This is a genomic window from Lactobacillus sp. PV012 (genome assembly GCF_014522325.1).
Classification (GTDB): Bacteria; Bacillota; Bacilli; order Lactobacillales; family Lactobacillaceae; genus Lactobacillus.
Window position 1 is genome coordinate 589561 of record NZ_CP041983.1, and the last position, 13344, is coordinate 602904.

Here is a 13344-nt window from a genome sequence, read left to right on the forward strand (position 1 = left end):
TTTAATTTTTGTATTTTTGTTACTTGAATTAAAATGAATGTTATTTAAAGAGGGGGGGGGAGAGCACGTGGATATACGCTATTATAATACACAGTTACGTATTCAGCATGCACTCATTGAATGTATTAAAGAAAAGCCGTTTAATACTTTAAAAAATAAGGATATTATAGAAAAAGCACAAGTAAGTTCACGTACATTTTATCAGCATTTTTCTGATAAAAATGATGTTTTAGCTAAAACGGAGATTTATTTAGTCAATGGCTTACAAGAAGCTTTGGAAAAAGATCGAGAAATTTTAAGGAATTTACAGGAAATTCCTTCTCCTGAAGAAATTAGTAAGTTAGCTGAAGATAGTTTTCGCTATACTATTGAGTATTGTAGTAAATGGAAAGATGAAGCAAAAGTGTTACTATCAGATAATGGGGATCTTCATTTTTTAGAACTCATTAGAAATATTTCCGAAACAGAATTTATTGTACGCTTTAAGTATCTTTTTCCAGAAGAATACCAGAAAAGAAAAAAGTTCGGTGAAATTCCTACAGAGTTAATGCTTAAAATTTATATTGGAGGAATTGTTGATACAATAATCTTTTGGCTCAAAAACTATGACATTATGTCTCCTAAACAAGTAAGAACTATTTTAGGACAAGTACAATTAATGTCACCAGTACAATTGGTTATGCAAAAGTAAAATGGATGTACCTAAATCAAGGTATATCCATTTTTTATTATAGTGAAGTTACATTGTTGAAGTGAGGGAGATTGTTAACAAAGTTCAGATATGCATCTTGTTCATTGGTAGAAGTAATTGCAGCATGAGTAAAGTTATGATTTTTTAAATCTTCTTCACTAATATTAATCTTATCTGTAAAAGTGGCATTACCAATTAATTCAATCCAATAGCGGTGGTGTAGTGCATCATAGTGTGGAATAGTTTTCACGAAACCACCAGGGTTGTAGACAGTAATTGTCTGCTCTAATTCTCCAGCTTCAGGATGAGTCAAAGCTAGGGCGAGGGAGGTGGCAGACATCCCTGTACCGCAGGCATTAGTAAAACCAACGCCGCGCTCGAAAGTCCGTACAAAAATTTTATTTTTATCAATTATTTGAGCAAAATTAACATTTACTCCATCTGGATAATAGGGGTTATCACCATTGAGGTAGCTTCCTACTCCGCCTAAAATGTTACTTTCAATCTGCTCTTGACTCATAAAACTAATCAAATGAGGATTTGGCACAGCTAGACTAGTAAATTTAAGTCCAGGATAAATTTCAGGAACAAAATCATTGATAAGGCGTTCTCTACCTAAATTTTTAAACGGTAAGCTGGCAGCGTTAAAACTAACTGGTGAAATTTCAACTGCAAAAGCTGGGACGTTATGAGCAAAATCCTCAAATTTCCTTACGTTTAGGTCAGCTTTCATTGTTTGAACTTTAAATTCAGTTTGACCAGTTTTTTCATGTAAATAACGTGCTACTGTCCGCAGACCATTTCCACACATTGACGCTTCACTTCCATCAGCGTTAATTACACGCATTTGTGCTAGGGCATCAGAACTAGCTTTATCTACGACTAATAAACCATCGCTACCATGAAGTAAGCCAGTTTTGTGATTGGTTAAAGCAAGAGCAAGTTCTTTTAACTCCTTGTCATTTAACTTTTGGCTTAAAGTTTCTTGATCTAATATGAAAAATTGATTTTGGGATCCATGTACTTTTATTAATTCAACCATTTTTCCGCTCCTTAATTAAAAAAATTGTGGTAGATAGTTTGGACTGCTTCTTCAGCATCTTCTTTTTTGGTACCAATCATTAAAGAAATTTGGGAAGAACCTTTATTAATCATGCGTGGATAAATATGCTTTTTGGCAAGATTATGAAGAATTTGAGCACTAATTTGAGGTTGATGCTTCATTCCTTCTCCAACAACCATTAAAATTGCATAATCATCAATCCATTCTAAATGATCAGGATTGACAGTTGCTTGAATTTCATTACATAGTTGGTCAATAAGTTGATCGTTTAAAAAATTTCGATTAAAGACAATCGTAATATCATCAATTCCAGAAGGCATATGTTCATAAGAAATATTATGTTTTGAAAGAATTTGTAAAATCCGTAAGGTAAAACCAGCTTCTTTATTAAGTAAATACTTATGTAAATAAAGAGCAGAGAAATGTTTTTGACTCACAACACCAGTAATTGTTTGCTCTGGCTTAAAATCTTTTTCAGGTACGATCATGGTTCCTGGATTATCAGGCTCATTAGTATTTTTAACATTGATTTTAATTCCGCCCTCAATTGCTGGAATTAAAGCTTCATCATGAAATACGGAGAAGCCAGCATAAGAAAGTTCTCGTAATTCACGATAAGTCATTTTTTTAATAGATTGTGGGTGAGGAATTAGATTAGGATTAGCAGAGAAAATTCCGTTAACATCAGTAAAGTTTTCATAAAGATCTGCATTAAAGCCTCTAGCTAAAATAGCCCCAGTAATATCTGAACCGCCACGAGAAAAAGTAGCAATATTTCCAGAGGGGGTAATTCCAAAAAATCCGGGAAAAACAATATATTCATTAGGAGTTAAATGAATTTTTTCTAAATTAGTATAAGTTTCCGGGCTAACTAAAGCATCATTGGGTTCGCCAGTTACAATTAAACCAGCTTCTTTTGGATCAAGGAAGCGTGCTTTAAGACCATTTTTTTGTAATATTTTGGCAATTAGCATCGCATTTAATCTTTCACCGTGCGCTTTAAAGTTTGCCATTAAATATTCTTCATTTGGGTAGACTTTGGTTGGTAGTGAAAGTAAATATTGCTTGATTTCTGTTAGGTCTGCATCAGCTAAATTAAAGTAGTGAGCTATTTCCTGATAACGGGAAAATATCTTTCTTTGAATTTCAGTTAGATCATCTTTTCTTAAAGTTAAATTAGCATATTTAATTAATAAATCAGTTACTTTGATATCATCACTTGATCTTTTGCCAGGAGCTGAGACAACGATTACTTGTCTTTGAGGATCACTTTTAATAATATTTAAAGCTTGATCAATCTTAGAGCCACTTGCTAAAGAGCTTCCTCCAAACTTAATTACTTTCATTTGCATTTCCTTCTTTCATAAATGGATAGATGAATTAATTATGTTAAAATTAAACTTTTAAATTAACTGAATTTTAACATAGATTAATATATCTGCAAGAATAATTAAAAAAAGTGGTAAACTACTTGATTGTTAATTAATAAAAGTATAGAATCTAAGTAAATCGAAGAGGTGCAACTGACAAGAGTACTAGTTATGAGCTGGGCAGAAGTTTTGACTAACTAGGAAAGGGGAAGTTGCCGAAGCAGATAAAAGCCAACTTATCTGCTGGGTCGTAGTTGAAGAAGCTGCGAACTGTCGCGAAAGATTCGCGGAGCGCTGTCGATCAATTTGATTAATGATTTTTAGTTAATCCTTTGTTTGCACCCTCTGCAAGCAAAGGATTTTTGTTTTTCCAAGCGCTTCTACCGCAAAGATGATAGGAGAATTAAAATGAATTTACAAGTTAACAAAAATGATGTCAATGCAGAAAATCATTTAATGATTGGTGGTGTAGACACACTCGCCTTAGCACACAAGTATGGCACACCATTGGTTGTTTATGATGTAAGTAAGATTCGTAACCAAATCCGTGCTTTTAAGAAAGTATTTGATCAAGAAAAAGTAAACTATGCAGTTAGCTATGCTAGTAAAGCCTTTGCGGCAAAAGCAATTTATGAAGTGGTTGATCAAGAAGGCGCTTATGCGGATGTAGTTTCAGCTGGAGAACTTTATACAGCCTACCAAGCAGGATTTCCAATGGAGAAACTTAGTTTTCATGGGAACAATAAATCCCGTTTTGAACTTGAGATGGCAGTAGAGCATGGCGTTGGGAAAATCATAATTGATAATTTTCATGAAATTGAACTTTTAAGTGATATTTTGGCAGAAAAGAATAGCAAAATAGATGTAATGTTAAGAATCACGCCAGGAATTTCTGCTCATACTCATGAATATGACCAAACAGGTCAAGAAGACAGTAAATTTGGTTTTGATTTAAAATCAGGCCAAGCCGAAGAAGCTCTAGTAAAAGTATTAAATAATCCTCGAATGAATATGCTAGGCATTCATGCTCATATTGGTTCCCAAATCTTTGAAGTAGAAGGATTTAAAATGGCTGCCCGTAAGTTAGTAGAGGTCGCAAAGCAATGGTACGAAAAATACCATTATGAAACGCAGATTTTGAATGTAGGTGGGGGATTTGGAATTAGATATGTAGAAAATGATCATCCCTTGGCACCAGAAGAATTTGTAAAAGTAATTGTTCAAACTATTAAACAAGAAACTGAAAAGGCTGATTTGAAGATGCCAGAAATTAATATTGAACCTGGTCGTTCAATTGTTGGACCAGCTGCAATCAATCTTTATACAGTTGGTAGCAGTAAAAAAGTTTCTGGTTATCAACCTTATATTACTGTTGATGGAGGGATGGGAGATAATATTCGTCCAGCTTTATATCAAGCAGATTATGATACAGTATTAGCAAATAATCCTTTTAAAGAAGTTACCCAAGAAGTTAGAATTGCGGGTAAATATTGTGAATCAGGTGATCTTTTAGCAAGTAACCAACCATTACCGGATGTAAAAGCAGGGGATATCTTAGCTATGTTAAATACAGGAGCTTATGGATACTCGATGGCTTCAAATTATAATCGTAATCCTCGACCAGCAGTAGTCTTTGTAGAAAATGGTCAGGATAAATTAGTAGTAAAAAGAGAAAGCTTAGCCGACTTAGTTCACTTAGATGAATCATATATAAATTAGTGGAGGAATTGACTTATGGCAGAACTAAATGCAGAAGAAATCATTAATTTTATTGGTAACGCACCAAAGAAGACACCTATTAAAGTTTATTTAAAAGGAAATTTAGATAAAGTAGAATTTCCAAAGGATATTCAAAATTTCACTGAAAGTCATAGCGGAACAATTTTTGGAGAATGGGAAGTAGTAAAAAAATTTTTAAAAGATAACCAAGATTTAATTACTGATTATCATATAGAAAATGTTGCTCGTAATTCCGCTGTTCCTTTACTTAATTTAAAAGAAATTGATGCTCGAATTGAACCAGGTGCTTTAATTCGTGATCAAGTAGTAATTGGCAAAAATGCAGTTATTATGATGGGAGCCATTATTAATATAGGTGCAGAAATTGGTGAAGGCAGTATGATTGATATGGGAGCAGTCCTTGGAGGACGAGCAATTGTCGGTAAAAATTCTCATATTGGGGCTGGAGCAGTTTTGGCAGGAGTAATTGAACCAGCTAGTGCCAAACCAGTTGTAGTGGAAGATGATGTTTTAATTGGAGCAAATGCGGTAGTAATTGAAGGAGTACACATTGGAAAGGGAGCGGTAGTAGCTGCGGGTGCAATTGTTACCAAAGATGTGGAACCTTATACAGTAGTTGCCGGAGTACCAGCACGTTTCATTAAAAAAGTTGATGATCAGACATCCAGTAAAACAGGATTAGAAGAAGATTTAAGGAAGCTATAAGGATGAGTATCTTAACTGAAAATGAACTAATTAGTATTAGAAGAAAATTACATCAAATTCCAGAATTAGCTTTAAAAGAATTCAAAACTCAGGCTTTATTAATAGAAGAAATTAGAAAATTAAACCAAGAATACCTCGAAATAATGGTTCCTGAGAGTTTGCCAACTGCTATTTTAGTAAAAGTAAAAGGAAAAGCTCCTCGCAAAAATATTGGCTATCGCGCTGATATGGATGCTTTACCTGTGACTGAACAGACAAATTTACCTTATTCTTCTAAAACTCCCAATGTTATGCATGCATGTGGGCATGATATTCATATGACAGTAGCTTTAGGGATCTTAAGTTATTTTAGTGAAAATCAACCACAAGATAATTTGATCTTCTTTTTCCAACCTGCTGAAGAAAGTGAAAGTGGAGCTAAGAGAGCTTACGAAGCAGGAATTTTTACAAATAATTTTCAAGTTGATGAATTTTATGGCTTACATGATAATCCTAATTTACCAGCAGGAGCGATTGGTTGCCGAATGGGGACACTTTTTGCAGGAACGACTGAAGTGGATATTAAGATTAAGGGTAAAAGTGGTCATGCAGCTTTTCCCCAAGATGCCAATGATGCTGTAGTAACTGCTGCAAGTTTGATTATGCAGGTGCAAACTATAATCTCACGTAGTATTGATCCGATAAAAAGTGGTGTGGTGACCTTCGGAAAAGTAGAAGCGGGAACTATTAGGAATGTAATTGCTGGCCAAGCAAAGATTTATGGCACAATTCGCGGATTGACTCAAGCGATGATTGTTAAAATTCGTCAGCGAATTAAAGAAATTTGCAAAGGAATTGAATTAAGTTTTGGAGTAAAAATTGATCTTAAATTTAATCAGGGAGGATATTGGCCAGTTGAAAATAACCCTGAATTAACGCAGCAATTTATTACTTATATGAAAAAGAATCCTGAAGTTGAATTTATTGAAACAAAACCAGCAATGACTGGAGAAGATTTTGGCTTTTTGTTAAATAAAATTCCAGGAACGATGTTTTGGTTAGGTGTTGAAGATGATTCAGAGCTTCATTCAGCAACTTTTAATCCTCAAGAAAAAAGTATTTTAAAGGGTGTTAGAGCAGTAGTTGGATTTTTAAAAGAGAGGATGGAATAAGAATGACAACAAGTTTAAGGGATGCAGATTTATTAACTGCAATTGTGACTCCTTTTAATGACTCAGGAGAAATTGATTATCAAAGTCTAGAAAAATTAACTAATTATTTAATTAACCAAGGTTCGAATGGTTTTGTAATTGGGGGAACAACTGGCGAAACACCAACTTTAACTCATGCAGAAAAATTAGAGCTTTATCAAAGGTTTGGTGAAATTGTAGCTGGAAGAGTTCCAGTAATCGCAGGAACTGGGAGTAATAATACTGCTGAAACAATTGCTTTTACTAATGAAGTAAGTAAATTGCCGGGGATTGATTATGCCTTGGTAGTCGTGCCACCTTACAATAAGCCTAATCAACGAGGGATGAAGGTCCATTTTAAAACGGTAAGTGAAAACGTTAATTTACCAATTGTTATGTATAACATCCCTGGCCGCACTGGGGTAAAAATGGAAGTAGAAACAATTATTGAATTATCAGCTTTAGAAAATATTGTCGGAATTAAACAGTGTGCTTCTTTAGAAGAACTGGAAGAATTAGTCGACCATACCCCAGCAAATTTTGCCATCTTTACAGGAGAAGATACGCAAGCTTTAAGTGCGAGAGTATTAGGCGCTAATGGGGTAATTTCAGTTGCTTCGCATGTCTATCCGCAATTAATGAGAAAAATGTATGATGTATTATATGCCGATGAATACCAACACGCAGCGAATATTCAGCGCTTTTTAACGCCAAAGATGCAAGCACTTTTTATGTATCCATCTCCTAGTCCAACTAAAGCCGTCTTAAGTGCGCAAGGATTTCAAATGGGTGATTGTCGCTTGCCAATAGTTAGTTTAAATAATGAAGAAAAAAGAAATTTAGCTCGGCATTTAGGTCTAGCTGAAGATGCTCTACTTCATCATTTATCGTTAGATTTGGGAGGAAGTCTAAATGAGTAAAAAAGTATTAATTGCTGGTTATACGGGATCAATGGGGCAGAAAGTAATTGAGTTAATCAATTCTTTGCCTGATTTTGAAATTAGTGCAGGTTTAGCTCCGACAGTGCAGAAGGAAATTTTACCTGAGACGGCACAAGTTTTTACAAAGTTAACTGAAATTCCAGCAGGAATTGCAGAAATCTGGATTGATTTTACAGTGCCAAGTTCTGTATTTGAAAATGTTTCCTATGCCCTAAATCATCAAATGAAACCTATTGTTGGTACAACTGGTTTAACTGATGAGCAAGTAACGACTCTAAAAAAACTAGCTTTAGACAACCATTTAGGTGGCTTAATTGCACCTAATTTTGGTTTATCAGCAGTACTTTTAATGAAGTTTGCGCGAGAAGCTGCAAAGTATTTCCTAGATGTTGAAATTATTGAAATGCATCATGCTGATAAAAAAGATGCTCCTTCAGGTACGGCACTTGCGACTGCTAAGTTAATTAATGAAACTCGTTTGCCGCATCAAACAAATACTGATGAGGTTGAAACATTAGCAAATGTTCGGGGCGGAGACTATAAAGGAATAAAAATTCATTCAGTCCGGTTACCAGGATATATAGCTCATGAAGAAGTTTTATTTGGTGGTCCTGGAGAAGCGTTAACTATTCGTCAAGATTCATTTGATCGTGCTTCGTTTATGAGTGGAGTAAAGGTTGCCTTAGAAAAAGTTGATGAACTATCTAAATTAGTAATTGGATTAGAAAAAATTTTATAAGGGGATGGAAATTATGCCAGCATTACCAGAATCTTTAAAGAATAAATTTAGTGAAAATGCAGAAAAAATCCAAGTCTCAGGAATCAGAGAATTTGATAATCAGATTTCTACAATTGATGGATTAATTAAGTTGACACTTGGTGAACCAGATATGGACACCCCGGAGCATGTGAAACAAGCTGCAATTGCCAGTATTGCCAATAATGATTCACACTATGGACCTCAAGCAGGAAAAAGAGAGCTGCGCCAAGCAATTAGTAATTTTTTAGAAAAAACAATTGGTGTTTCTTATGATCCAGATACTGAAATCTCTGTGACTGTAGGAGCAAGTGAAGCTTTAGCGGCCTCAATCTTATCTTTAGCTAATTCAGGAGATAAGTTTATTATTCCAACACCAATCTTTTCATTTTATTGGCCAATGGTTTCTTTAGGCGGAGCTGAATCAGTTTTAGTAGATGTTTCAAAGGATAACTTTATTTTGACACCACAAAAGCTCGAAGAAGTTTTGAAAAAAGAGGGAGATCGGGTAAAGGGAGTAATTTTAAATTATCCTTCTAATCCTAGTGGAGTTGAATATACTAAAGAACAAATCAAGGCTCTAGCAAAAGTAATTAAAGATCATGATTTATTTGTGATCACTGATGAAATTTATAGTGGGTTGACTTATGGAATAGACCATTATTCAATTACTAAAGAAATTCCTGAAAGAACAATTTTTGTTTCAGGACTATCTAAATCTCATGCGATGACTGGTTATCGTTTAGGCTTTATGGCTGCTCCTAAAGAGGCAATGGCTCAACTAAATAAAATTCATGGCTTTTTAGTAGCTACGGCATCTAATGCTTCCCAGGCAGCTGCTTTAGAAGCCTTGACTAATGGACTGGATGATATTGAAGCTGCTCGTCAAAAATATGAAAAGCGTCGCAACTATGTTTACCGAGAATTGCAGGAAATAGGCCTGCAAGCAGTTAAGCCTCAAGGAGCATTCTATATTTTTATAAAGGCTCCAGAAAAATACCATAATGATGGGTATCAATTTGCCTTAGATTTAGCTCAAAAAGCTAAAGTTGGTGTAATTCCAGGCAATGCTTTTGGCCCAGGTGGAGAAGGGTATGTTCGTTTGTCTTATGCAGCTTCAGATGAAAACTTGCATGAAGCTTTGAAAAGAATAAAGAAGTTTGTGGAAGAAGGAAATAATAATGACTAGAGAATATAATGTTGCAATTTTAGGAGCAACTGGTGCTGTTGGAAGAAGAATGATTGAGCAATTAGAACAATCTTCTATTCCAGTAAAAGAATTAAAATTATTAGCTTCTTCTCGCTCTGCAGGGACAAAGCTTCCTTTTAGAGGAAAAGAATATATAGTAGAAGAAACTAAACCCGAGTCATTTGACGGAGTAGATTTGGTCCTCTCTTCAGCTGGTGGAAGTGTCTCAAAGAAATTTTTACCAGAGGCAGTTAAAAGAGGAGCGGTGTGTGTTGATAATACCAGTGCCTTTAGAATGGATCCAGATGTGCCTTTGGTAGTGCCAGAGGTTAATGGCGAGCAGCTAAAGAATCATCATGGAATTATTGCTAACCCAAATTGTTCAACGATTCAAATGGTAATGGCATTGGAACCAGTTAGAAGAAAATTTGGCTTAAAGCAGATTATTGTTTCTACCTATCAAGCTTCTTCAGGAGCAGGGCAATCTGCTTTAAATGAATTAAATCAAGAAGCGCAAGATTATTTGGATGGAAAAAATATGCAAGAAGATGCAAAGATTTTGCCAACTAAGGGAGATAAAAAACACTATCCTTTAGCATTTAATTTGTTGCCACAAATTGATGTTTTTGAAGAAGATGGGTATTCTCATGAAGAATGGAAAATGATTCATGAAACTAAGAAGATTATGCTTAATGATATGGATGCACCTGAAATTAAGGTGACTGCTACCTGTGTTCGTGTCCCAGTCCCAATTTCTCACGGAGAAAGCGTCTACTTTACAGTTGCAGATGAAACCGCAACAGCTGAAGATATCAGAAAAGTGATGGCTGATTTCCCAGGAGTAGTTGTGCAAGATGATCCAGAAAATCAAGTGTACCCACAACCAATTGATGCTGTTGGAAAAAGAGAAACTTTTGTAGGTCGCATTCGTCCAGATCAAGAAAATAAAGGCGCATTTAATGCATGGATTGTAGCTGATAATTTATTAAAGGGTGCAGCTTGGAATGCAGTAGAAAATGCAGAATATTTAGTAAAAGAAGATTTAATCTAGAGAAAAGAATAATTAGAGTGAGGGTAATGAGCCACAAAAGTTGGATGCTTTTGTGGTTTTTACTATGGACTAAAGAAGTTAATTTTTGAACGCTCGCATTAAAGGACTGGCGTGTTTTATTACGTATTGAATAGTAATGTCAGCTTTATTGTTGTAATACTCTTTAAGGCGTATAATTAAATTATCTCATTTGGGAAGGGAGGGTGTCGATGGGTACAATACTTAGCGATTGACCTTGTGAAGAAGGCTAAAAAAGCTGGATTTAAGGAAGATCGCATAAGAGGAGATCACCATATTTTCGTAAATCCTAAAGACGGGAAGATGGTTGCAATTCCTTTTAGCAAAAGAAAAGATACTATAGCTGTTGGAACAGCTCATAGTATCTTACGTGTGATTAATGGGTAATACTTAATAAAAGGCAAGTAGTTATTACTTGCTTTTTATTATATGTCACTTTTTTCATAATTAAAACTGTTGATTAAGTGCGCTTTTATACGTATAATAAAATAAACTTACTAAGTAAGTTTAAGGAGGTATTTTATGAAGTATGTGGTATATCCGGCTATATTAGATGATTCAGAAAACGAAGTAGGCTTGTACACGGTAACTTTTCCTGATGTAGAGGGGGCAATTACTGATGGGAAAGGTGAAGGAGAGGCAATGGCTAGAGGTTCAGAGGTTTTAGGTGCGTTTTTATATGATGTTCCCGAAAATAAATTGCCAAAACCAACCAGTATTGAAAGAGTAAAAAAGGAAAATCCTAAAAAATTAGTTGTACCAATCTTTTCAGATTTAGAAAAGGCTAGAAAAGAAACTAAAAAAACAACAATTAAAAAGAATACAACTATTCCGAGCGACCTTGCCTATAAGGCAGAACAAGCTGGAATAAATTTTTCACAAACATTAACAGAAGCTCTAGAAGCAAAGCTTTTAACCAAGTAAAAGATGATGTAATAGTTGTAAATAATGTGTATGAGTTAGGCTAAGCGTTAGTTTTTGATGGCCATTTTTAAGTAGGATTCTGTAATTAAAAAAATAAGTATAAAAAAGTCCACTCAGAATTAAACAATCTGAGTGGACTTTTTGATGAACAAATTATGAATAATAACTTGTAAAGCTTAATCTAGCAATACATTTTATGATTCGGGTGAGATTCGAACTCACGACCCACGGTTTAGAAGACCGTTGCTCTATCCAGCTGAGCTACCGAACCATCTCCGCTAACGGACATTTAATATTATACGAAATTTATTTGTTAAAAGTCAAACACTTTTTAAAACTTTTTGTAAATATTTGCTTAATTTCCTATTGGTGAACGTCTTAGTATAAATTAATAGTTGATCCTAAGAGAGATGCATTATAATAAAGATATAAAAATAAAAAAGAAAAAGGAGATAATTATGCCATTTGTACATGTAGAATTAATTAAAGGACGTAGCGATGAGCAACTTACTAATTTGATGAAAGATATCACAGAAGCTGTGCATAAGAATACTGGAGCCCCTAAAGAGCATATTCATGTGATTATTAATGAATTGGATAAGCACACGTATGGTCAAGGTGGAAAGTGGCGCGCTTGAGTCATCAATTTAACTAAAGTTACCAATCAAAATATTTTTTTCTCAGAAAAGTTAGCAGTAAAATTAAAAGAAAATGCAAAAAGGTGAACAAAGATGAGCGCAATTTCTACCTTATTGAAGCAAGAAAATATTACATTAACAAAAATTTCAAAGCAATTCAATATTCCGCGCAAAGTAATCCAAAGAGCATTAAAGCAAAAACCAGATGCTTGGTCACCGAAGGTTTTAAATGCATTTGCGACTAGTTTAAGTAAAACGCCAGGTGAATTAATTGCCTTACTTCTTCCGGATACTTATGTGCTGGAAATCAACGATCCTAATCAAACTATTCAAGATGTTTATATTGAAGATAAAGAGACTTATCAACAAATTCGCTTTATTGTAGAAAGTGAACATTTAGAAGGATGGGAGCCGACAAGGACTGAGATTGAATTTTTATTAAATCAAGCATTAGAGCCAAATTTAGATTTGCAAAATGAAATAGATCAGATTTGGAGTGCAGACCATGATTAAGGAAGTACATGATAGTTCTTGGTATCACCATCATTTTCTGTATGAAACAGGGGCATTAAGAAATAAATTACACATTACTGATCCTAAAAAATTGCAAGAGCGAGAATATATGGGATCAGCAGTGCGGGCGCTCACTTTTTTAAGAAAAAAGGAAACGATAACTTCAATTGAAGATTTAAAAACTATCCATAAGATTATGTTTGGTTGGTTATATGAATGGGCAGGAGTTATACGCGACTATCAACTTTTAAAAGAAGAAACACAGTTTTTGGAGCCATCACGAATTCCTTTTGGAATGAGTGAAATTGATACAAAATTAGCACAATTACGTAAGAAAGATAAATTAACTGCTCAAGATTATGCTTTTTTATTAGATCGGTTAAATTACCTTCATCCTTTTAGAGAAGGTAATGGTCGGAGTAGTAAAGTGTTTTTACAAGCATTAGCGGCTAATCATCAGCAAGTCATAGAATATCCTCGGACTAATGAGGAGCTAATTGCGGCCCAAAAAAATGCTGATATAGCTAAGATTGCCAGTTTATTGAAAATAGAAGATGCTGCAGAGGAGAAATGAA

Annotated in this window: 15 protein-coding genes, 1 tRNA gene and 1 riboswitch; of the genes, 13 read left to right on the plus strand and 3 right to left on the minus strand. The window is 34.6% G+C overall.

Annotated features, from left to right (window positions below):
- Window positions 1-67 precede the first annotated feature (67 nt).
- The gene (locus tag FP433_RS02980) at window positions 68-691 is read left to right on the plus strand and encodes a TetR/AcrR family transcriptional regulator (RefSeq protein ID WP_265483142.1); all 624 of its coding nucleotides are present in this window, start codon (window positions 68-70) and stop codon (window positions 689-691) included.
- 37 nt (window positions 692-728) lie between these two features.
- Here FP433_RS02980 and dapF read toward each other — a convergent pair whose 3' ends face one another.
- Window positions 729-1733, minus strand: coding sequence for a diaminopimelate epimerase (gene dapF, locus FP433_RS02985; protein ID WP_265483140.1), 1005 nt, complete (start codon window positions 1731-1733; stop codon window positions 729-731).
- 11 nt (window positions 1734-1744) lie between these two features.
- Window positions 1745-3100 (minus strand): aspartate kinase, encoded by a 1356-nt coding sequence (locus FP433_RS02990; RefSeq protein ID WP_265483139.1) that lies wholly within the window; start codon window positions 3098-3100, stop codon window positions 1745-1747.
- A gap of 159 nt (window positions 3101-3259) precedes the next feature.
- A riboswitch (Lysine riboswitch) is annotated at window positions 3260-3429 on the plus strand.
- 103 nt (window positions 3430-3532) lie between these two features.
- Between FP433_RS02990 and lysA the strand changes: the two genes are divergently transcribed.
- The 9 genes from lysA (at window position 3533) to FP433_RS03035 (ending at window position 11618) form a co-directional block, all read left to right on the plus strand.
- Entirely contained in the window at window positions 3533-4843 is a 1311-nt protein-coding gene (gene lysA / locus FP433_RS02995) for a diaminopimelate decarboxylase (protein ID WP_265483135.1), read from the plus strand.
- Between the two features lie 15 nt (window positions 4844-4858).
- Window positions 4859-5569: a 2,3,4,5-tetrahydropyridine-2,6-dicarboxylate N-acetyltransferase gene (gene dapD, locus FP433_RS03000; protein WP_265483134.1), complete on the plus strand. Its 711-nt coding sequence runs from the start codon at window positions 4859-4861 to the stop codon at window positions 5567-5569.
- 2 nt (window positions 5570-5571) lie between these two features.
- Window positions 5572-6720, plus strand: a complete 1149-nt coding sequence (locus FP433_RS03005) for an N-acetyldiaminopimelate deacetylase (protein WP_265483132.1) — start codon at window positions 5572-5574, stop codon at window positions 6718-6720.
- 2 nt (window positions 6721-6722) lie between these two features.
- Window positions 6723-7658, plus strand: coding sequence for a 4-hydroxy-tetrahydrodipicolinate synthase (gene dapA / locus FP433_RS03010; RefSeq protein ID WP_265487084.1), 936 nt, complete (start codon window positions 6723-6725; stop codon window positions 7656-7658).
- Entirely contained in the window at window positions 7651-8418 is a 768-nt protein-coding gene (dapB, locus tag FP433_RS03015) for a 4-hydroxy-tetrahydrodipicolinate reductase (RefSeq protein ID WP_265487086.1), read from the plus strand. Before dapA ends, dapB begins: the two co-directional genes overlap by 8 nt.
- A gap of 13 nt (window positions 8419-8431) precedes the next feature.
- Window positions 8432-9625, plus strand: a complete 1194-nt coding sequence (locus tag FP433_RS03020) for an aminotransferase class I/II-fold pyridoxal phosphate-dependent enzyme (protein ID WP_265487088.1) — start codon at window positions 8432-8434, stop codon at window positions 9623-9625.
- Window positions 9618-10676 carry an aspartate-semialdehyde dehydrogenase gene (locus FP433_RS03025; RefSeq protein ID WP_265487089.1) on the plus strand — a complete coding sequence of 353 codons (1059 nt, stop codon included), beginning with the start codon at window positions 9618-9620 and terminating at the stop codon, window positions 10674-10676. The genes FP433_RS03020 and FP433_RS03025 overlap by 8 nt, the downstream gene beginning before the upstream one ends.
- A gap of 237 nt (window positions 10677-10913) precedes the next feature.
- The gene (locus FP433_RS03030; protein ID WP_265487090.1) at window positions 10914-11081 is read left to right on the plus strand and encodes a type II toxin-antitoxin system HicA family toxin; all 168 of its coding nucleotides are present in this window, start codon (window positions 10914-10916) and stop codon (window positions 11079-11081) included.
- Between the two features lie 135 nt (window positions 11082-11216).
- Window positions 11217-11618 carry a type II toxin-antitoxin system HicB family antitoxin gene (locus tag FP433_RS03035; protein ID WP_265483122.1) on the plus strand — a complete coding sequence of 134 codons (402 nt, stop codon included), beginning with the start codon at window positions 11217-11219 and terminating at the stop codon, window positions 11616-11618.
- Window positions 11619-11815: 197 nt separating this feature from the next.
- On the opposite strand, the gene FP433_RS03040 is transcribed toward FP433_RS03035, so the two are convergent.
- A tRNA-Arg gene (locus tag FP433_RS03040) sits at window positions 11816-11889 on the minus strand.
- A gap of 139 nt (window positions 11890-12028) precedes the next feature.
- Here FP433_RS03040 and FP433_RS03045 point away from each other — a divergent pair.
- The 3 genes from FP433_RS03045 to FP433_RS03055 all read left to right on the plus strand — a co-directional run bounded on the left by FP433_RS03045 (window position 12029) and on the right by FP433_RS03055 (window position 13343).
- Window positions 12029-12256 (plus strand): 2-hydroxymuconate tautomerase, encoded by a 228-nt coding sequence (locus tag FP433_RS03045; RefSeq protein ID WP_265487092.1) that lies wholly within the window; start codon window positions 12029-12031, stop codon window positions 12254-12256.
- 93 nt (window positions 12257-12349) lie between these two features.
- On the plus strand, window positions 12350-12769 hold the full coding sequence (locus tag FP433_RS03050; RefSeq protein ID WP_265483118.1) for a helix-turn-helix domain-containing protein: 420 nt from the start codon (window positions 12350-12352) through the stop codon (window positions 12767-12769).
- Window positions 12762-13343: a Fic/DOC family protein gene (locus FP433_RS03055; RefSeq protein ID WP_265483116.1), complete on the plus strand. Its 582-nt coding sequence runs from the start codon at window positions 12762-12764 to the stop codon at window positions 13341-13343. The genes FP433_RS03050 and FP433_RS03055 overlap by 8 nt, the downstream gene beginning before the upstream one ends.
- Window position 13344: the final 1 nt, after the last annotated feature.